Source organism: Streptomyces sp. P13-3-3, from assembly GCF_050571355.1.
Taxonomy (GTDB): domain Bacteria; phylum Actinomycetota; class Actinomycetes; order Streptomycetales; family Streptomycetaceae; genus Streptomyces; species Streptomyces althioticus.
In genome coordinates this window covers 1,564,499-1,584,301 of sequence record NZ_CP192228.1, presented here as the reverse complement: position 1 = coordinate 1,584,301, position 19,803 = coordinate 1,564,499, and the positions used below count along the sequence as shown (strand labels likewise).

17 protein-coding genes and 1 riboswitch are annotated in these 19,803 nt (G+C 74.3%); of the genes, 12 read left to right on the top strand and 5 right to left on the bottom strand.

Annotated features, from left to right (window positions below):
* Window positions 1–5 precede the first annotated feature (5 nt).
* From ACQZOG_RS07140 to ACQZOG_RS07130, 3 genes are all read left to right on the top strand, one after another.
* Window positions 6–974, top strand: coding sequence for an N-acetylmuramoyl-L-alanine amidase (locus ACQZOG_RS07140; protein WP_033272816.1), 969 nt, complete (start codon window positions 6–8; stop codon window positions 972–974).
* A 159-nt stretch (window positions 975–1,133) separates the two neighbouring features.
* Window positions 1,134–1,952 (top strand): DUF5336 domain-containing protein, encoded by an 819-nt coding sequence (locus ACQZOG_RS07135; RefSeq protein WP_033272815.1) that lies wholly within the window; start codon window positions 1,134–1,136, stop codon window positions 1,950–1,952.
* A 110-nt stretch (window positions 1,953–2,062) separates the two neighbouring features.
* Window positions 2,063–2,356 carry a hypothetical protein gene (locus ACQZOG_RS07130; protein WP_051724363.1) on the top strand — a complete coding sequence of 98 codons (294 nt, stop codon included), beginning with the start codon at window positions 2,063–2,065 and terminating at the stop codon, window positions 2,354–2,356.
* A gap of 262 nt (window positions 2,357–2,618) precedes the next feature.
* On the opposite strand, the gene ACQZOG_RS07125 is transcribed toward ACQZOG_RS07130, so the two are convergent.
* Genes ACQZOG_RS07125 through ACQZOG_RS07115 form a run of 3 tightly spaced genes read right to left on the bottom strand, consistent with a single transcriptional unit; the run spans window position 2,619 to window position 5,910 of the window.
* Entirely contained in the window at window positions 2,619–3,722 is a 1,104-nt protein-coding gene (locus ACQZOG_RS07125) for a prenyltransferase (protein ID WP_351032111.1), read from the bottom strand.
* Complete coding sequence (locus tag ACQZOG_RS07120) at window positions 3,719–4,459, bottom strand: class I SAM-dependent methyltransferase (RefSeq protein WP_033272813.1); 741 nt, start codon at window positions 4,457–4,459, stop codon at window positions 3,719–3,721. Before ACQZOG_RS07120 ends, ACQZOG_RS07125 begins: the two co-directional genes overlap by 4 nt.
* On the bottom strand, window positions 4,453–5,910 hold the full coding sequence (locus ACQZOG_RS07115) for a glycosyltransferase family 4 protein (RefSeq protein ID WP_033272812.1): 1,458 nt from the start codon (window positions 5,908–5,910) through the stop codon (window positions 4,453–4,455). The genes ACQZOG_RS07120 and ACQZOG_RS07115 overlap by 7 nt, the downstream gene beginning before the upstream one ends.
* A 207-nt stretch (window positions 5,911–6,117) precedes the next feature.
* Between ACQZOG_RS07115 and ACQZOG_RS07110 the strand changes: the two genes are divergently transcribed.
* From ACQZOG_RS07110 to ACQZOG_RS07080, 7 genes are all read left to right on the top strand, one after another.
* Window positions 6,118–6,768, top strand: coding sequence for a TetR family transcriptional regulator (locus ACQZOG_RS07110; RefSeq protein WP_033272811.1), 651 nt, complete (start codon window positions 6,118–6,120; stop codon window positions 6,766–6,768).
* Window positions 6,769–6,951: 183 nt separating this feature from the next.
* A riboswitch (cobalamin riboswitch) is annotated at window positions 6,952–7,023 on the top strand.
* Window positions 7,024–7,152: 129 nt separating this feature from the next.
* Entirely contained in the window at window positions 7,153–8,367 is a 1,215-nt protein-coding gene (locus ACQZOG_RS07105; protein ID WP_399607105.1) for a prenyltransferase/squalene oxidase repeat-containing protein, read from the top strand.
* On the top strand, window positions 8,364–9,026 hold the full coding sequence (locus ACQZOG_RS07100) for an SCO2322 family protein (RefSeq protein WP_406717306.1): 663 nt from the start codon (window positions 8,364–8,366) through the stop codon (window positions 9,024–9,026). Before ACQZOG_RS07105 ends, ACQZOG_RS07100 begins: the two co-directional genes overlap by 4 nt.
* The gene (locus ACQZOG_RS07095) at window positions 9,019–10,200 is read left to right on the top strand and encodes an energy-coupling factor transporter transmembrane component T (RefSeq protein WP_033272808.1); all 1,182 of its coding nucleotides are present in this window, start codon (window positions 9,019–9,021) and stop codon (window positions 10,198–10,200) included. The genes ACQZOG_RS07100 and ACQZOG_RS07095 overlap by 8 nt, the downstream gene beginning before the upstream one ends.
* Window positions 10,197–11,861: an ABC transporter ATP-binding protein gene (locus tag ACQZOG_RS07090; protein ID WP_037639247.1), complete on the top strand. Its 1,665-nt coding sequence runs from the start codon at window positions 10,197–10,199 to the stop codon at window positions 11,859–11,861. Before ACQZOG_RS07095 ends, ACQZOG_RS07090 begins: the two co-directional genes overlap by 4 nt.
* A complete protein-coding gene (locus tag ACQZOG_RS07085; RefSeq protein ID WP_033272806.1) occupies window positions 11,858–12,706 on the top strand; it encodes an ECF transporter S component in 849 nt (282 codons plus the stop codon). The genes ACQZOG_RS07090 and ACQZOG_RS07085 overlap by 4 nt, the downstream gene beginning before the upstream one ends.
* A 308-nt stretch (window positions 12,707–13,014) precedes the next feature.
* Window positions 13,015–13,440: a transglycosylase SLT domain-containing protein gene (locus ACQZOG_RS07080; RefSeq protein ID WP_037639249.1), complete on the top strand. Its 426-nt coding sequence runs from the start codon at window positions 13,015–13,017 to the stop codon at window positions 13,438–13,440.
* A gap of 69 nt (window positions 13,441–13,509) precedes the next feature.
* Here the strand turns inward: ACQZOG_RS07080 and ACQZOG_RS07075 are convergent, their stop codons facing one another.
* Entirely contained in the window at window positions 13,510–14,181 is a 672-nt protein-coding gene (locus ACQZOG_RS07075) for a maleylpyruvate isomerase N-terminal domain-containing protein (RefSeq protein WP_354792608.1), read from the bottom strand.
* A 122-nt stretch (window positions 14,182–14,303) separates the two neighbouring features.
* Between ACQZOG_RS07075 and ACQZOG_RS07070 the strand changes: the two genes are divergently transcribed.
* Entirely contained in the window at window positions 14,304–15,941 is a 1,638-nt protein-coding gene (locus tag ACQZOG_RS07070; RefSeq protein WP_037643771.1) for a hypothetical protein, read from the top strand.
* Here the strand turns inward: ACQZOG_RS07070 and ACQZOG_RS07065 are convergent.
* Window positions 15,895–17,964 (bottom strand): bifunctional glycosyltransferase 87/phosphatase PAP2 family protein, encoded by a 2,070-nt coding sequence (locus ACQZOG_RS07065; RefSeq protein WP_354792610.1) that lies wholly within the window; start codon window positions 17,962–17,964, stop codon window positions 15,895–15,897. The two genes, ACQZOG_RS07070 and ACQZOG_RS07065, sit on opposite strands and share 47 nt — an antisense overlap.
* A gap of 390 nt (window positions 17,965–18,354) precedes the next feature.
* On the opposite strand from ACQZOG_RS07065, the gene ACQZOG_RS07060 reads away from it, so the two are divergent.
* Window positions 18,355–19,782: an MFS transporter gene (locus tag ACQZOG_RS07060; protein ID WP_037639253.1), complete on the top strand. Its 1,428-nt coding sequence runs from the start codon at window positions 18,355–18,357 to the stop codon at window positions 19,780–19,782.
* Window positions 19,783–19,803 lie beyond the last annotated feature (21 nt).

The window sequence follows — 19,803 nt, the reverse complement described above, 5'->3', positions numbered from 1 at the left end:
GCTGCGTGTCGTACACAGGTCCCGACTTCGATCCGCCCCCGGAGCGGCGTTCCCGCCGTGGCCTGCTGACCGTGGCCCTCGCCGCGCTCGTCTGCGGCGGGCTGCTCGGCTGGGGTGTGTACGCGGCCACGGGCGGCACGGACGACAAGGGCGCGGAGGCCGGGAGCTCCCCGTCGGCCGCGCCCCGCACGCCGTCACCCGCCGCCTCCTCCCCCACCGCCGGCGGTCCGTCCCCGTCCGCCGGGGACGAGGAGTCCCCCGCCGCACGGACGCCCTCCGCGTCCGCGCCCGCCGCGGCCGGACCGCTCAAGGGCAAGGTCGTCGTGATCGACCCGGGGCACAACCCGACGAACGTGAAGCACACGGCGGAGATCAACCGTCAGGTGGACGTCGGCACGCACCGCAAAGAGTGCGACACCACCGGCACCTCCACCAACGACGGTTACGCGGAGGCGGAGTTCACCCTGGACGTCGCCCACCGGATGCGCGCCCTCCTGGAGAAGCAGGGCGCGACGGTGAAGCTGACGCAGGACCGCGACCGGCCGTACGGGCCGTGCGTGGACGAGCGCGCCCGGATCGGCAACGCGGCGAAGGCCGACGCGGTCGTCTCGATCCACGCCGACGGCTCCGGCGCCGGGAACCGCGGCTTCCACGTGATCCTGCCGGGCTCCGTGAACGAGGGCGAGGCGGACACCCGCGCCGTCGTGGGGCCTTCGCGCGAGCTCGGGGAGCGCATCGCGGGCAACTTCGTCCGCGTCACCGGCACCGCGCCGTCCAACTACATCGGCGGCGGCACCGGACTCGTCACGCGGAAGGACCTGGGCGGTCTCAATCTGTCAACGGTTCCGAAGGTGTTCATCGAGTGCGGGAACATGCGCGATAGCAAGGACGCGGCGCTGCTGACCAGCGGCGCCTGGCGGCAGAAAGCGGCGCAAGGGATTTCCGAGGGAATCGTGAGTTTCCTGCGCGGGTAGGGATCAGCGCGCTGATCCGGGCGGACAGCCCCGTCCGGCGGACGATAGTGTCGTCCGTACGATCAGGGGCCACCCCCGCGCTTCGCACCGGACCCTACGGGGCGACCTGGTGACAGCGACGCCTCTTCCGACGACGAGACGACCTACGAAGGACCTGAAGTGAATATCCGCTCCCTCACTCGAGGCGACGGCGTGGTGATCGGAGCAGCCGTACTGCTGTTCATCGCGTCGTTCCTCGATCTGTACTCGATCGAAGGCGCCTCGGACAGCGTGGACATCCCCAGCCTGTGGGCGAGCGGTCCGGTGCTGCTGAGCGTGGTGCTGGCAGGCCTCATCGCCGCGGCCCTGATCGTCGTCGCCCGGGGTCTGCCGCAGGCGCCGAAGGTCGCGGGTCTGGATCTGGCGCCGTTCGGCGTCGCCTTCGCGGTGTTCGCCGCCTGGAGCGCGCTGGGCAACGTCTTCGACCCGGCCGGCGGCGTCGACAACTTCGGGGGCGGCGGTGACGGTCCCGACGCGGGCATCGGTCTGATCCTCGCGCTCGTCGCCACGCTGGTCATGGCGGCCGCCGCCGTGGCCACGCCGCTGGTGCCGGCGCTCAAGGGCGCGCTGGTCCCGGCCGCCCGCCCCGCCGCCCCGCAGCAGCCGTACGGCGCGCAGCCGCCCGGCGGTTACGGCTACCCGGGCGCCCAGCAGGCGTCCTTCGGCGGCCAGCCGGGTCAGCCCGGCCAGCCGTACGGCGGTCAGCCGCAGCAGGGCCAGCCCGCGGCGGCGCCCGCCCCCGACTTCTCGCCGTTCTGGTTCGCCGTGCCGGTGCCGCGTCCGCTGTTCCCCGAGGACGGCTCGCCCACGCCGATCGCCGAACTCGCCCCGGGCACCTGGTACCTGGCGGTGGAGCAGCGCGGTCAGGCGCTGGTCGCGCAGACGCAGGACGGCCGCCGCGGCGTCCTCCAGGACACCTCGGGCATCCAGCGCGGCTGAGCCCCGGCCCCGTCGTCGACGGCCCCTCGCCCTGCGGGCGGGGGGCCGTTCGCGTGCGGGGACGTGAACGGGGCTGGTTTCAAGCGGTCGTTCGGGGCCAGACGGAGAGCATGTCCCCTCGATATCGCTCTGGTTCCACCTCCGCGGGGACGGTCATCGCGGTGATCGCGGACGTCATGGCCGTCATCCTCGGACTGTGGATTCTGATGTATCTGCTGGACGCCAACCGGGCCAACGACCTGGTCCAGTTCGTCCATGACGCGGCCAACTGGCTGGCTGCCTGGTCGCGTGACCTGTTCACCTTCGACGAGGAGTGGGCGCGGGTCGTCTTCGGCTACGGGCTCGCCGCCGTCGTCTACCTCTTCATCGGCCACGCCATCGCCGGCCGCCTGCGCCGCCACTGACCCCGCCCGGCCCCCCGGACGCACTCCCCCACACCCCCCGCCGCGTGACCCGGGGGTCCGGGGGCACCCCCCGGAAGACACAGCACCTTCGACGAGGAGTGGGCGCGGGTCGTCTTCGGCTACGGACTCGCCGCCGTCGTCCACCTCTTCATCGGCCGCGCCATCGCCGGCCGCCTACGCCGCCACTGACCCCGCCCGGCCCCCCGGACGCACTCCCCCACACCCCCAGCCGCGTGACCCGGGGGTCCGGCGGGTCCCGCCGTCAGGCGTCCGGGCAGCAGGCCGGGGCCATGCCCTTCGGGAGCTGCTCGCCGCCGAAGACCGCGCAGGTCGGCTCGTGTCCGCCGAGGGCGGCGACGGCCAGCAGCAGCGACCCCGCCGTCCAGGTGGTCAGCTCGCGCGGCCATATGGCGTCGTCGTCGAAGACGTAGCCCGTCCAGTACAGGCCGCTCTCCGGGTCGCGCAGGTGCTGGATCGACTGGAGGATCTCCAGCGCGCGGTCGGACTCGCCCGTCGCCCAGAGGGCCAGGGCGAGTTCGGCCGACTCGCCGCCCGTCACCCACGGGTTGGGCACCACGCACCGCACCCCGAGGCCGGGCACGACGAACCGCTCCCAGCCCCCGTCGATGCGCTCCCGTGCCTCCGCGCCGGTCAGCGCGCCGCCGAGCACCGGGTAGTACCAGTCCATCGAGTAACGGTCCTTGTCCAGGAACCGCTCCGGGTGGCGCCGGATGGCGTGCCGCAGCGCGCCCACGGCCAGCTCCCAGTCGGGCTGGGGCTCCTCGCGCTGCTCGGCGATCGCGAGGGCGCAGCGCAGGGCGTGGTGGACGGAGGAGGAGCCGGTGAGCAGCGCGTCCGCGGTGGGCGTGCCGTCGTCGTCGCGCCGCCAGCCGATCTGCCCGCCGGGCTGCTGGAGCTCCAGCACGAACTCCACGGCCGCGCACACGGCGGGCCACATGCGGTCCAGGAAGGTGTCGTCGCCCGTGGACAGGTAGTGGTGCCACACGCCGACGGCGATGTAGGCGACGAAGTTGGTCTCCCGGCCCCGGTCGGTGACGTCGTCCGGGTCCCCGTCGGCGTAGGCCGCGTACCAGGAGCCGTCCTCCAACTGGTGCCGGGCCAGCCACAGGTAGGCCCGTTCGGCCGCCTCGTGCTCGCCCGCGGTGTCCAGCGCCATCGCCGCCTCGACGTGGTCCCAGGGGTCGAGGTGGTGACCGCGGAACCACGGGATGGCGCCGTCCTCCCGCTGCACGGCGAGGATGCCGGCGACGGTGTGCGCCGCCTCCTCGGGCGTCAGCACGCCGGTGAGGACGAGGTGTTCGGAGCTGGGGGTGCGGGGGTCGCCGGCCGACCGGGAGGTCGTCACGTGGCGTCCGCCTCGGCGCGCGGCAGGTGGGGCTTGGTCGCGTAGGCCACGAAGCTCTTGCCGATCACCGGGTTCAGGGCCCGCTCGGCGACCCGGGTGGCCAGCGGCTTCTTCATGATGTCCCAGACCAGCAGCTTGTGGTACGCGCGGACCGGCAGCGCCTTGTCGTTGTCGACGCCGAAGGCGCACTTCAGCCACCAGTACGGCGAGTGCAGCGCGTGGGCGTGGTGGGTGCCGTAGGGGCGCAGGCCCGCCTCGCGCATCTTGCCGAGCAGCTCGTCCGCCTTGTAGATGCGGATGTGGCCGCCCTCCACCTCGTGGTAGGCGTCGGACAGGGTCCAGCAGACCTTCTCCGGGCCGTAGCGCGGGACGGTGACGGCGATGCGGCCGCCCGGCTTGAGGACGCGCACCATCTCGGCGAGCACGCCCTTGTCGTCGGGGATGTGCTCCATCACCTCGGAGATGATGACGACGTCGAAGGACTCGTCGGGGAAGGGCAGGGCGAGGGCGTCGCCCTCCATCGCGGTGGCGGTGGCGCCGGCGGGCGCCTCACCGGCCTCCTTCATCGCGGCGAACCACTTGGCGACCTCGCGGATCTCCTCGCCGTTCTGGTCCAGCGCGACGACCTGGGCGCCGCGCCGGTAGCACTCGAAGGCGTGCCGTCCGGCGCCGCAGCCGAGGTCCAGGACGCGGTCGCCCGGGGCGAGCGGGAACCGGGAGAAGTCGACGGTCAGCACGTGGCCCTGCTTTCACGGTCGGAGGTGTCGGCCGCGGTCACGGGTACGCCGCCCGTGTCCGCGAGAGCGTCGGGGACGAGGTCGAGGTCCGCGGGCACCGGGTCCCGGGGGGCCGGGGCCGTCGCGCGCGGGGTCCTGCCCCGGCCGGCGCGGGCGGTCTCGATGGCCTCGCGGTAGCGGGCGACGGTGCCCTCGGCGGCGCGCGCCCAGGTGAAGTTGGCCAGAACACGGTCGCGTCCGGCGGCGCCGAGGCGGGCGCGCAGCTCGTCGTCGCCGAGGAGCCGGGTGAGCGCGGCGGCCAGGGCGCCGGCGTCGCCGGGCGGCACGGCCAGGCAGGTCTCCCCGTCGCGGCCGGCGACCTCGGGGATGGCGCCGCCGGTGGTGGCGACCAGCGGGGTGCCGGTGGCCATGGCCTCGGCGGCCGGGAGGGAGAAGCCCTCGTAGAGCGATGGCACGCAGGCGACCTGCGCGGAGCGCACCAGGTCGACGAGCTCGGCGTCGGAGATGCCCTTGACGAACTCGACGGCGCCTTCGAGGCCGTAGCGCTCGATCGCCTGGGCGACCGGGCCCTCGGCGGGCCGCTTGCCGACCACGACGAGGTGGGCGTCGGGCTGTTCGGCGCGCACCTTGGCGAGCGCCTCGACGAGGAAGACGAGGCCCTTCAGCGGCACGTCGGCGCTGGAGGTGGTGACGATCCGGCCCGGGACGACCGCGACGGACGGGTCCGGGGAGAACAGGTCGGTGTCGGCGCCGATGTGGACGACGTGGATGCGGTCCTGACGGACTCCGAGGTCCTCGACGATCTCGGCGCGGGAGCTGCCGGAGACGGTGAGCACGGACGGCAGGCGGCGCGCGACGCGCTTCTGCATGCGGGTGAACGCGTACCAGCGGCGCACCGACATACGGCGCTTCCAGTCCTCGGCGGCGTCCAGTTCGAGGCGGCGGTCGACGGTGATGGGGTGGTGGACGGTGGTCACCAGGGGCGCGCCGAGGTCGCCGAGCAGGCCGTAGCCGAGGGTCTGGTTGTCGTGGACGACGTCGAAGTCGCCGCGGCGGGCGCGCAGATGGCGGCGGGCGCGCAGCGAGAAGGTCAGCGGCTCGGGGAAGCCGCCGGTCCACATGGTGGAGACCTCGAGGGCGTCGACCCAGTCGCGGTACTCGTCGCGCTTCGGGGTGCGGAAGGGGTCAGGCTGCCGGTAGAGGTCGAGGCTGGGCAGCTCGGTGAGGCTCAGCCCGTCGTACCCCTCGTCGAGCACCGGGTAGGGCTGGGCGCCGATGACCTCGACGCGGTGCCCCAGCCGGGCCAGTTCGCGGGAGAGATGGCGCACGTACACGCCCTGGCCGCCGCAGAACGGGTTTCCCTTGTAGGTGAGGAGCGCGATGCGGAGCGGTCGCGAGCCGTCGGATGCGGGGCCTGCCGAGGTCCCGGCCTGACTGGCCTCAGCGGTCACTCTGGGACCCCCTTCTGCCTGCACTGTCCCGCGACAGTACGACGGGACGCCGATCTAGAACAAGTTTCAATGTTGATCGTTCGGAGGAACCGAATCTACCGGCAGGTAAGAACGTCGGCAGCGGTGGATCAGGTGATTCACGCCACGGCGGACGCCGTGCCATGCTGTCCGATCACCACCCCTCACCGACTGTCACGGACGGGACCCATGCCCGCGGATGCCCACAGGACCAAGGCGGCGCCGGACGCCGGGCGCGCCGAGCCGGCCTCCCCGCTCACGGAGCGGCAGGAGGCGCGGCGCCGGCGCATCCTCGAGGCGTGCGCGCGGCTGGCCTCGCGGGGCGGTTTCGACGCGGTGCAGATGCGTGAGGTCGCGGAGTCCTCGCAGGTGGCGCTGGGCACGCTGTACCGGTACTTCCCGTCGAAGATCCATCTGCTGGTGGCGACGATGCAGGACCAGCTGGAGCATCTGCACGCGACGCTGCGGAAGAAGCCCCCGGCCGGCGAGACGGCGGCGGAGCGGGCCGCCGGGACGCTGATGCGGGCCTTCCGGGCGATGCAGCGCGACCCGCTGCTGGCGGACGCGATGGTGCGGGCGCTGACGTTCGCGGACCGCAGCGTGAGCGCGGAGGTGGAACAGGTCTTCCGGCGTACGACGGCGATCGTGCTGGACGCGACGGACCTGACCGACCCGACGCCCGAGCAGCTCTCGGCCGTGCGGGTGATCGGGCACACCTGGCACTCGACGCTGATCACCTGGCTGTCGGGGCGGGCCTCCATCGAGCAGGTGGGCGTGGACATCGAGACGGTGTGCCGGCTGATCGACCTGACGGCCCCGCCGCGCTCCGGCCGGCGCTGACGTCGAGATCGCCGAGCCGGACACCGAGGGCTCGGCCCGCACCCGCCCACGGGTGCGGGCCGGTTCACGGGCGCCGTGACCCCCGTCACCTCACTCCTGTGTGCCTCTCCTCGCGCGCACGGCCGCCCCGGACGCCCGTTCTAGGGGCGGGTAGAGTGGCCGCGTCGTATCACAGCCGTACGGGGGGAAGCCGGTGCGAATCCGGCGCTGACCCGCAACCGTGAGCCGTCCTGGGGACGGTGAGCCGGAATGCCCCGCACGGATCGTGACCGGCTCACGTGCCCGGCATCCGCCGGCGCACGGGCACCGTCGAGGTATACGGAGCCGAGCCGCCGGGGTGTCCCGCGCTGCCCGGCCCTCTTCAGGGAGAGGCACCCGCCCGTCATGAACGTCCGCCGCAGCGCAGCGGTGCTGGCCGCCGTCGCCGTCCTCGGCGCCGCCGCACCGGCCGCAGCCGACTCGTCCCCGTCGCCGACCCCGCAGGCACTGCCGTCCGCGCTGTACGGGGACACCGACCCGCAGTACGACGGGGTGTGGCGCCAGTCGCTCGCCCTGCTCGCCCAGCACGCCGCCGGCGCCGAGCCGCCGAAGGCCGCCGTCGGCTGGCTCACCGGCCAGCAGTGCGCCGACGGCTCCTTCGCTCCGTTCCGTGCCGACCCGTCCGCCGCGTGCGACGCGAAGACCATGGTCGACACCAACCAGACCGCCGCCGCCGTGCAGGCGCTCGCCGCGCTCGGCGGCCACGACGCCGTCACGGAGAAGGCCGTCGGCTGGCTGAAGTCCGTGCAGAACGAGGACGGCGGCTGGGGGTACACCGCGGGCGGCCCCAGCGACACCAACTCCACGTCCGTCGTCGTCGGCGCGCTCGCGGCCGTCGGCGAGAAGCCGGGCGAGGTGAGGAAGAGCGGCAAGTCCCCCTACGACGCGCTGCTCGGCCTGGAGCTGCCCTGCACCGGCGAGGGCGCGGGCGCGTTCGCGTACCAGCCGGAGAAGGACGGCTCGCTGACCGCCAACACGGACGCGACGGCGGCGGGCGTGCTCGGCGCGCTCGGCAAGGGCCTGCTGGTCGAGCCCGGCAAGGGCGACGGCCCCGGCTCCTGCGTCAAGGCGACCACCCCGGAGCAGGCCGCGGCGAACGGCGCCGCCCACCTGGCCGGCGCCCTCGCCGCCAAGGGGTACCTGCTCGCCTCGACGCCCGGCGCCGAGGACCAGCCCGACTTCGGCAACACCGCCGACGCGGTGGTCGCGCTCGCCGCGCAGGGCGACACGGCGCAGGCGGAGAAGTCGTACGCCTGGCTGGAGAAGAACGCCGGCGACTGGGCCGCGCAGAGCGGGCCCGGCGCCTACGCGCAGCTGATCCTCGCCTCCCACGCGACCGGCGCGGACCCGCGCGACTTCGGCGGCACGGACCTGGTGAAGCAGCTCCAGGCCGCCGGCCCGGCCGCCCCCGGGAAGACCACGGAGGCGACGGAGAAGGCCGAGGACGAGAAGGACTCGGACTCCCCGTTCGGCGTGTGGTGGTTCGTCGGTGTCTGCCTGGTCGCGGGCATCGGCATCGGCTTCCTGATCAGCAACCGCACGAAGAGGCAGCAGCCGTGACCCGCCGCCTCACCCTGCTGTTCCTGGCCGCGCTGCTGCCGCTGCTGGCGGGCGCCGGCCAGGCCCAGGCCGCCGGGTACCGCTACTGGTCCTTCTGGGAGCGGGACGGCTCGGCGTGGACGTACGCCACCGTGGGCCCCTCGATGTCGCGGCCCGCGGACGGCGACGTCGTGGGCTTCCGCTTCTCGGTCAGCGAGGACTCGGGCGACGCGGCCAAGCCGCGCGGCGCCGCCGGCTTCGACACCATCTGCGCGAAGACGCCCGCCGAGGACGGCACGAAGCGGGTGGCACTGGTGATCGACTTCGGCACGCCCGCCGACGCCCCGTCCGGGGCGCAGCCGCCGGCCGGCCGCACGCTCTGCGCGCAGGTGGCTCAGGACGCCACGACGGCGGAGGCGCTGGCCTCGGTCGCCGAGCCGCTGCGCTACGACAGCAACGCCCTGCTGTGCGCGATCGCCGGCTACCCGGCGAAGGGCTGCGGCGAGCAGGTCGCCGCGGGCGGGAAGGAGTCCGCCGCCACCGGGGCCGCCGACACCGAGGAGGAGGCCTCCGCGCAGGACGACGGCGGTTCCGGGCCGTCCGTGGGGCTGATCGCGGGCGCCGCGGTGGTGGTCGTGCTGGGCGCCGCCGCCGTCTGGCAGGTCCGTCGCCGTGCGTGAGGCGGACGGCTCCGGGCGTCCGGGCCTCGCCCGGCCGCGCCCGGAGCGGGGGACGCCGCCCGCCGGCGTCCCCGTGCCGCGCCCGCGCCGCGCCCTGCACCCCGGCGCGTGGTGGCTGTGGGCCCTCGCGCTGGGCACCGCGGCCACCCGCACCACCAACCCGCTGCTGCTCGCCCTGCTGATCACCGTCTCCGGGTACGTCGTGGCCGTCCGCCGCCCGCACACGCCGTGGGCCCGCTCCTACGGCGCCTTCGTGAAGCTCGCCGCCGCCGTGCTGGTGCTGCGGCTGGCCTTCGCGATCGTCCTCGGTTCGCCGATCCCCGGCACGCACACCTTGTTCACGCTGCCCGAGGTGCCGCTGCCCGGCTGGGCGCAGGGCATCCGCCTGGGCGGCCGGGTCACCGCGGAGGGCCTGACCTTCGCCCTGTACGACGCGCTGCGGCTGGCCGCGCTGCTGATCTGCGTGGGCGCCGCGAACGCCCTCGCCAGCCCGTCCCGCCTGCTGAAGTCGCTGCCCGGCGCCCTGTACGAGCTGGGGGTGGCCGTGGTGGTGGCGCTGACCTTCGCGCCGAACCTGATCGCCGACGTACGGCGGCTGCGTGCCGCGCGCCGGCTGCGGGGCCGCCCCGACAAGGGCGTGCGCGGTCTGGTGCAGGTGGGGCTTCCGGTCCTGGAGGGCGCGCTGGAGCGCTCGGTGTCCCTGGCCGCCGCGATGGACGCGCGCGGCTACGGGCGTACGGCCGAGGTGCCGGCCGCCGTGCGGCGCACCACGGCCGCCCTCACGCTCGGCGGTCTGCTGGGCGTGTGCGCGGGCACCTACGGGCTGCTCACCGCCGCGGGCGGCAGTTACGGGCTGCCGGTGCTGCTGGCCGGTCTGGCGTCGGCGCTGGCGGGCCTGTGGCTCGGCGGGCGGCGCAGCGTGCGCACCCGCTACCGCCCGGACCCGTGGGACGCCTGCGCCTGGCTGGTCTCCGCGTCCGGCGCGGCCGTCGCCGCCCTCCTGATCCTGGCCGGCTCGCTCGACCCCGGGAGTCTCGACCCCGGCGTGGTCCCGCTGGAGCCGCCCGCCCTGCCGCTGTGGCCGGCGGCGGCCGTACTGCTCGGTCTGCTGCCCGCCTTCGTCACCCCCGCCCCCGAGGCGGCCCGCGACCCCCGCAAGGAGCCGACGACGTGATCCGCTTCGAGAACGTGTCGGTGACCTACGACGGCGCGGCGCGGCCCGCCGTGCGGGACGTCGGCCTGAAGGTCCCCGAGGGCGAACTGGTGCTGGTGGTGGGCCCGTCCGGCGTCGGCAAGTCGACGGTGCTGGGCGCGGTCAGCGGACTGGTGCCGCACTTCACCGGCGGCACCCTGCACGGCCGGGTGACGGTCGCCGGCCGCGACACCCGCACCCACAAGCCGCGCGAACTCGCCGACGTGGTGGGCACGGTGGGCCAGGACCCGCTGTCCCACTTCGTGACGGACACGGTGGAGGACGAACTCGCCTACGGCATGGAGTCGCTGGGCCTTCCGCCGGACGTGATGCGCCGCCGCGTCGAGGAGACCCTCGACCTGCTGGGCCTGGCGGACCTGCGGGACCGGCACATCTCCACGCTGTCCGGCGGCCAGCAGCAGCGGGTGGCCATCGGCTCGGTCCTCACCCCGCACCCGAAGGTGCTGGTCCTGGACGAGCCGACGTCCGCCCTGGACCCGGCGGCCGCCGAGGAGGTCCTCGCGGTCCTGCAGCGCCTGGTGCACGACCTGGGCACCACGATCCTGATGGCCGAGCACCGCCTGGAGCGGGTGGTGCAGTACGCCGACCAGGTCGTGCTGCTGCCGGGCCCCGGCGAGCGGCCCTGGATGGGCGCCCCCGCGGAGGTCATGGCGGTGTCCCCGGTGTGCCCGCCGGTGGTGGAGCTGGGCCGCCTGGCCGGCTGGTCCCCGCTCCCCCTGTCGGTCCGCGACGCCCGACGCGGGGCGGCCCCGCTGCGGGAGCGCCTGGAGGGGAAGCAGCCCGGGCCGGACACCGGCGCCCCACGGCCGGCTGCCCCGGTCAAGCGTCTCTTCGGACGGGCGAAGAAGGAGAACACCGGCGCTCCCGAGCCGGTGGCCGAGGCGCGGGCCCTGGCGGTCCGCCGGGACCGGGTGCAGGCGCTGACCCGGGTGGACCTCACGGTGTCGCCCGGTGAGACGGTCGCGCTCATGGGCCGCAACGGCGCGGGCAAGTCGACGCTGCTCTCCGCGCTGGTCGGGCTGGTCGCCCCGTCGTCCGGGTCGGTCCGCACCGGCGGCGCGGTCCCGCACCGCACCCGCCCCCGCGACCTGGTCCGCAAGGTCGGCCTGGTCCCGCAGGAGCCCCGCGACCTGCTGTACGCGGACACGGTGGCGGCGGAGTGCGCGGCCGCCGACCGGGACGCGGAGGCGGAGCCCGGCACCTGCCGCGCGCTGCTCGCCGAGCTGCTGCCGTCGGTGGCCGACGACATGCACCCCCGTGACCTGTCCGAGGGGCAGCGGCTCACGCTCGCCCTCGCGGTGGTGCTCACCGCGCGGCCGCCCCTGCTGCTGCTCGACGAGCCGACGCGCGGCCTGGACTACGCGGCGAAGGCCCGGCTGACGGCGATCCTGCGCCGGCTGGCCGCCGAGGGTCACGCCATCGTCATGGCCACGCACGACGTGGAGCTGGCGGCGGAGCTGGCGCACCGGGTGGTGCTGCTCGCGGAGGGCGAGGTGATCGCGGACGGCCCGTCGGCGGAGGTGGTCGTGGCGTCCCCGGCGTTCGCCCCGCAGGTGGCGAAGATCCTGGCGCCGCAGCCCTGGCTCACGGTCGCCCAGGTGAAGGAGGCGCTGGAGCGATGAGCGCGCCGACGACCCCCGCACGGCCCGTGGACCGCCAGGCCCGCGCCCTGCGGCTCGGCCCCCGCACCTGGCTGGCGCTGGCCCTGGTGAGCGCGGTGGGCGTGGCCGGCTTCGGCTGGCCCTTCCTCGCCCCGCCCGAGTCGGCCGTGAACGCGCACGAGGGGGACGCGCCGTGGCTTTTCGCGGGGCTGCTCGTGCTGCTGGTCGCCGTGGTGGCGGCCGCCCTGTCGGAGTCGAACCTGGGCGCGAAGGCGGTGGCGATGCTCGGCGTCCTCGCGGCGGCGGGCGCGGCCCTGCGTCCCATCGGCGCGGGCACCGCCGGTCTCGAGCCCATGTTCTTCCTGATGGTGCTCAGCGGCCGGGTCCTCGGCCCGGGCTTCGGCTTCGCCCTGGGCTCGGTCACGATGTTCGCGTCCGCGCTGCTCACCGGCGGGGTGGGCCCCTGGCTGCCGTTCCAGATGCTGGCGATGGGCTGGTTCACCATGGGCGCGGGCTTCCTGCCCGGCCCGGACCGGCTGCGGGGCCGCCCGGAGGTGTGGATGCTCGCCGTCTACGGCTTCCTCGCCGCCTTCGCCTACGGCACGGTGATGAACCTGGCGGGCTGGACCTTCATGAGTTCGCTCGCCTCGAACATCGCCTTCGACGGCGACGACCCGGTGGCCGCCAACCTGGCCCGCTTCGTCGCGTACTGCCTGGCCACCTCCCTCGGCTGGGACCTGGGGCGGGCGGTGATCACGGTGGTCCTGACGCTGACCGTCGGTGCGACGGTGCTGCGGGCGCTGCGCCGCGCCACCCGCAGGGCCGCTTTCGAGGCGCCGGTCACATTCGACGACGCCCCTCGGTGAGGGTGCGTACGCGCCGGGTGCGCGAGGTGGTGAAGCACCCCACATGACCGGCGTCACATACGAAGGAGAGCCGTAGACCGGACGCGCGCCCACTTGGGACCATCGCGCCGCAAAACGGACGTTGCGGACAGGGGGGCGTGGGCACCTCCGACCATCGGTAGTAAAAGGGACCTTTGCGGGCGATCCGGGGATTTGTTTCTGTGGAGCAGTCGCCGGGCGCCGACGAACCCCACGGGTCGCGGCGCCGACGTATGCCCCCGCCGCTCGGCGGGGCCGCGACTCCCCTGCATCCGACCGAAAGGCCGCCTGTGTCCGCCGTTTCCGTCCTCCGCTCCGTCGCCACCCCGAAGAAGGCCGTTGTCGGCGCCGCCCTGACGGCCGCCACGTGCGGCACGCTGATCGCCGCCGCGCCCGCCCAGGCCGCGACCACGGCTGCCCCCACCGCCGCGTCGGCCCAGGCGACCGCGAAGAAGATGATCGGCGACTCGGCCGAGTTCCAGTGCTTCTCCAAGATCGTGTCGCACGAGAGCGGCTGGAACCCGAAGGCCACCAACGCCTCCAGCGGCGCCTACGGCCTGGTCCAGGCGCTCCCGGCCTCGAAGATGTCCTCGGCCGGCTCGGACTGGAAGACCAACCCGGAGACCCAGATCAAGTGGGGCCTGGACTACATGAAGGACCGCTACGGCAGCGCCTGCGACGCCTGGTCCTTCTGGCAGGCCAACAACTGGTACTGACGAGCGAGCGTCACCCTGATACCGAAGGCGGCGGCCCCCTGATCCCCGGGGCCGCCGCCTTCGCCTGTCTCAGCCCAGGACCAGCGGCAGCCGCGCGGCGAGACCGCCCAGCGTGGCGCTCTCGCCGGCCGTGGGCGTACGCCGGCCCGTGCCGACCAGCAGGGCGTCGGTGTCGGACAGGTCCGCGGGGAACGGGGCGCCCGCGATCCGTTCCAGCGCGGTCCGGGCGGCCGCCAGTGTCCGCTCCGGGGGCCTCGGGGCGGACGGCAGGTGGGCGACGAGGTCCAGGTGGTGCAGCGTCCACTCCAGGACGTACGCCGTGAGGTAGTCGCCGGCGGTCAGCACCTTGTCCTTGGTGCTCACCAGGGCGGCGGGGTCGGCCAGTCGCGCGGCCCGCCCGGCGGCGGAGCCCACGTCGTCCAGGTGGAACCTCAGCAGCGCGGGATCGCCGTACGCGGCGGCCAGCCGCGGGATCAGCGCGTCCAGCGGGTCGTCGCCGGTGGGCGGCTCCACGAGGTCCCAGTACGTGGTCGCGTCCGCCGTCGGCCCGGTGTCGGCCGGGGTGACGAGCGTGATGAGCACGTCCTGCGCGTCGATCACGAGATGGCAGACGAGATCCCGCACCAGCCAGCCCCGGCAGCCGGACGGCCGGCCGAAGTCCTCGTCACCGGCCTCGGCGCCGGCGGCGAGCAGCGCGCGCCAGCCGAGGGAGAAGTCACCGGTCACCTTGTGGCCCGCCATGCTCCGGATCCTAGGCGCCTCAGATCTCCCCCGCCGCCCGCAGCCACGCCCTGCCATCCGTCAACGACGGTGAACGGGACCCCCCTTGAAGGGTGAACGCGGGGACCGAGTATGACGTCTTCATGATCGTGCCCTCTGCCGACCTCACCCTGCTCCGGCGGCCGGCCCCGGCCACGCGGCGGACGGGGACCTTCCGCTCCTTCTGCCGGCGTCACCGCACCCCGCTCCTGGCCACCCTGGCCGTGCTGCCGCTGTACGCGCTGTGGTGGGCGGTGCTGGCGACCGGCGGCGGTGACCTCGCCGCCCAGGACGCATGGGCGGGGTTCGCGGAGCGGCACGGCTCGTCGGCGTACAACCTGTTCTGGTACGGCGGCATGCACACCGCCAACTACAGCCTGATGTCCCCCTACTTGATGGCGGCCGTCGGGGTGCGGGCGCTCACCGTGGCCTCCGGTCTCGCCGCCACCTGGATCGCGGCGGTGCTGGTGGAGCGGGTGCTGCCGCGCCGGCCGCTCGCGCCGGCGCTGCTCGCCGCGCTCGGGCTGTGGGGCGACGTGGCCTCGGGGCGCACCACGTTCGCCCTCGGGGTGGCCTTCGGACTCGCCGCGTGTCTGTACCTCACCGAGCGGAAACGTCTCGTCCTCACCGGTTCCTACGCCGCCCTTGCCACCATGGCGTCCCCGGTCGCGGGCCTGTTCCTCGCCGTGGTCGGCGCCGGGTACGCGCTCGTGCGGCGCCCGGGCCCCGCCGTCGCCCTGCTGGGTCCGCCCGCGCTGGTGGTGGGCGCGACCAGTGCGCTCTTCCCCTTCCAGGGCGAGCAGTTGATGCCCGCGGGCCGCATATGGATACCCGCGGCCCTGGGGATCGCCGTCGCGGTGCTGTCCCCGCCCTCCTGGCGGGTGGCGCGGTGGAGCGGCGCCGTCTACGCGGCCGGCACCGTGCTGGTGTATCTGATCCCCTCCCCCATCGGCACGAACGTCGAGCGGTTCGCCGAGTACGCCGCCCCCGTCGCCCTGCTGGTGGCCCTGCTCGCACAGCCCCGGCTGCGGCCGGTGCGCCGCGCCCTGCTCGTCGCGGCGCTGGTGTTCTCCGCCGGGTGGACCGTCAAGAAGACCGTCGACGACCTGAAGGTGTCCACGGACGTCCCCGCCTGGGCCGCGCAGACGGACGGCGTGGTCCGGGCCCTGGAGTCGCTGGGCGCGGACCGGACGCGGGTGGAGGCGGTGCCCGCCCGCAACCACCGGGAGGCGGTGGCGCTCGCCCCGCACGTGCACCTCGCGCGGGGCTGGAACCGGCAGCTCGACATGGAGCGGGCCCGGCTGTTCTACGACGGCTCGTTCTCCGCCGCCGCCTACCGGGCGTGGCTGGACCGGTGGGCGGTCGGGTTCGTGGTGCTGCACGACGGCAGGCCCGACGGGTACGCCGAGGAGGAGGCGCGGCTGCTGCGGGAGCGGCGGCCCGACTGGCTCGTGCCGGTCTGGCGGGACGCGCACTGGGAGGTGTTCCGGGTGCGGGACGCGGTGCCGCTGGTGTCCGCGCCGGGGTCGGTGGTGCGGACCTCCGGCGCGGAGCTGGTGCTGCGGGCGGCACGGCCGGGCACGATGACCGTGCGGATCGCGTACTCGCCGTGGCTGCGGGTGGACGGCGGCGGGTGCCTGTCCCGCGCCGGGGAGTTCACCCGGCTCACCGTGTCCGCGCCCGGCGAGTACCGGATCAGCTCGGAGTACGGTCCTTCTCCGGCGCCGGCGGCCCGCTGCTGACCTCCTTCGCCGCGCCCTCCTCGGCCACCGCCGTGACCGTGCGGGCCCGGGGCCCCTGCAACAGGTAGGTCAGGGCGAAGCCGCCGCCGACGACGACCGCGCCGCCGGCCGCGTCCAGGATCCAGTGGTTGCCGGTCGCGACGATCGCGGCGGCCGTGAACAGCGGATGCAGCAGCCCGAGGGCCTTCATCCACACCTTGGGAGCGATGATCGCGATCACCAGGCCGCACCACAGCGACCAGCCGAAGTGCAGCGAGGGCATCGCCGCGTACTGGTTGGTGAGCGCGGTGAGCGTGCCGTAGTCGGGCTGGGAGAAGTCCTGCACGCCGTGGACGGTGTCGATGATGCCGAGGTCCGGCATCAGGCGCGGCGGGGCCAGCGGGTACAGCCAGAAGCCGACCAGCGCGAGCAGCGTCGCGAAGCCGAGGGCGGAGCGCGCCCAGCGGTAGTGGACGGGGCGGCGCCAGTAGAGCAGGCCGAGCACCGTCAGCGGCACGACGAAGTGGAACGACGTGTAATAGAAGTCGAAGAAGTTCCGCAGCCAGCCGACCTTCACCACGGCGTGGTTGACGGCGTGCTCGATGTCCAGGTGGAGCACGCGCTCCAGGTCGAGGATCTGCTGCCCGTGCTCCTCGGCGCGGGCACGGCCCGCCTCGTTGCTGCCGCCGGTCGCGGCGAGGCGCACCTTGGCGTACCCGGCGTAGGTGACGCGGATGAGGAGCAGCTCCAGCAGCAGGTTCGGCCGGATCAGCACCCGCCGCAGGAACGGCAGCAGGGGCACGAACGCGAACCGGGCCGGCACGCGCGGGGCGTACGGCGTGGGCACCGGGTCGCGGAAGCAGGGGGAGGTGCGGCCGAGGAACGGCACGGCGGTGGCGGCGGCCAGCGCGGCGAGCAGCACCACGTTGTCCCGCAGCGGGTGCAGGAACGCCATGTTCGGCAGCATCATCTTGGCCGGCAGCGTCATCACCAGGACGACGGCGACGGGCCACACCAGCCGGTCGCGGGCGCGGGTGCCGACCCGGCCGACGACGGTGAGCAGCACCCACAGCAGCTGGTGCTGCCACGCCGTCGGGGACACCGCTATGGCGGCGCACCCGGTGATGCCGACGGCGAGGAGCAGCTGGCCGTCGCGGGCGTAGTGGACGGCGCGCCTCAGGCCGAGGGTGACGACGGCCGCGCCCAGCGCCAGGAAGAGGGCGATCTCCAGCGGGCCTTCGAGGCCGAGGCGGAGGAGCGCGCCGTGCAGGGACTGGTTGGCGAGCGCGTCGGCGGGTCCGCCGAGCCCGACGCCCGCCAGGTGGTGCACCCAGTAGGCGGCGGAGTCCTGCGGCATGGCGGCCCAGGCGAGCGCGGTGGCCGAGGCGAAGGTGACAACGCCGGCGGCGGCGGACCGGCGGCGGCCGGTGAGCCACAGCAGCGGCACGAAGAGCAGCAGGGTCGGCTGGAGGGCGGCGGCGACACCGACGAGGACGCCGCCGGCCCGCTGGCCGTGGGCGACGAAGCAGCCGAGCAGGACGAGCAGCACCGGGATGATGCTGGTCTGGCCGAGCCAGAGGGTGTTGCGCACCGGCAGGGACACCATGAGGAGGCTGACCGCGACGGGCGCGGCGAGCAGCGCGGTGCGCCGGCCGACGGGCCGCGGCAGGGCGCGGGCGGCGATCAGCGCCAGCGCCACGACCAGCAGCAGGGTGCCGAAGGTCCAGCCCCAGCCGAGGGTCTGCTCGGCGGATCTGGTGAGCGGTTTGAGGACGAGACCGCCGAACGGCGTGCCGGTGAACTCGGTGGAGTCGTAGAGGGAGCCGCTGACGTGCAGCACGCCCGCGGGCCCCACCCAGGTCTCCAGGTCGGTCAGGCGTTCACCGCTCGGGGTGGTGAGGACGAGGGCCACCTGGCGCACCGCGAGGACGGCGGCGAGCAGCCACAGTCCGAGGCGCGCCGCCCGCAGCCGCGCCCGGGTGCCGCCCACGGCCGTCGCGCCGAACGCCTCGGCCGCTCGCCCACTGTGTTCCGCATTCGCCACGCCTCGTCGGCCTCCCGCCCCGTTGTCGCCCCGCGCGTCCCGTACGGGGGTCGTGCCGTGCGCGGCCCGCAGGGCGCGCGCCCCTCGACAAGGACGCCGGACACCGCCGCTTCACCTGACGGCCCTCTCTCTTTTGTCCGGATGACGATAGTCCGCGCGGGATGCGGTTGCCCCGGGGTGACGCGAGAAGGATCACAACCGGCCACCCACGGCGGAGCCCCCCGGGAGCACGGCGTGCCTGCGCACGGCGCATTTCCGTGCAGTATGCATCGATCCTCGTACCGTACGTAACGGGGGAAACGCCGCCTATCGTCGCTGGCTTCGGCCCGCCCGACAGTGCCGCCGCGCGGACCCGTCCCTGTTCCCGACGAAAGGCAGGCGAGCGACGTCTTGTCGGCTTCCCAGGTCGCCCATCACCCCGTCGCCCCCGGTCCCGCCGGCCCCTCGCGGGCCGGTGCGGCACAGGCACCCGACCCCTCCGCCGGTCCCCCGACGGTCACCGACCCCGCGCTGGTCAAGCGCGCCGTGAAGGCGGCCGCGCTCGGCAACGCCATGGAATGGTTCGACTTCGGTGTCTACAGCTACATCGCCGTCACCCTCGGCAAGGTCTTCTTCCCCACGGGGAACGCCACCGCCCAGCTGCTGTCCACGTTCGGCGCCTTCGCCGCGGCCTTCCTGGTCCGCCCGCTCGGCGGCATGGTCTTCGGCCCGCTCGGCGACCGCGTGGGCCGGCAGAAGGTCCTCGCCCTCACGATGATCATGATGGCGGCGGGCACCTTCGCCATCGGTCTGATCCCCTCCTACGCCGCGATCGGGGTGGGCGCCCCGATCCTGCTGCTGGCGGCCCGCCTGGTGCAGGGCTTCTCCACCGGCGGCGAGTACGCGGGCGCCTCCACCTTCATCGCCGAGTACGCCCCCGACAAGCGGCGCGGCTTCCTCGGCAGCTGGCTGGAGTTCGGCACGCTCGCCGGATACATCGGCGGCGCGGGTCTGGTGACCCTGATGACGGCGCTGCTGTCCACCGACGCCCTGCTCTCCTGGGGCTGGCGCGTCCCGTTCCTGATCGCGGGCCCGATGGGCATCATCGGCCTCTACCTGCGCATGCGTCTCGAGGAGACCCCGGCCTTCGCGGCCGAGGTCGCCAAGGCCGAGACCGAGCGTCCCAAGGTGCCGCTGCGCGAGATGGTCACGGGCCAGTGGCGTGCGCTGCTGCTGTGCGTGGGCCTGGTGCTGGTCTTCAACGTCACCGACTACATGCTGCTGTCGTACATGCCGAGCTACCTCACCAGCGAGCTGGGCTACGACGCCACGCACGGCCTGGTCGTCGTGCTCGGCGTGATGGTGCTGATGATGGCCGTGCAGCCGTTCGCCGGCGCGCTGACCGACCGGGTGGGCCGCCGTCCGGTGATGGCGGCCGGCTGCGCGGGCTTCCTCGTGCTGTCCGTCCCGGCGCTGCTGCTGATCCGCGACGGCGGGCTGCTCGCGGTCGCCTCCGGCCTGGGCGCGCTCGGCCTGCTGCTGGTCTGCTTCACCGCCGCGATGCCGTCCGCGCTGCCCGCGCTGTTCCCCACCCGGGTCCGCTACGGCTCGCTGTCGATCGGCTTCAACGTCTCGGTGTCCCTGTTCGGCGGCACGACCCCGCTGGTGGTCACCGCGCTGATCGGCGCGACCGGCGACGTGATGATGCCCGCCTACTACATGATGGCGGCCGCCGTGATCGGCGGGTTCGCGGTGTGGCGCACGGCCGAGTCGGCCGGCCGCCCGCTGCCCGGCTCGCCCCCGTCGCTCGAACCCGGGACACACCGGGAAAAGGTCTGACGTCCCGGGGCCGCGCCCCGT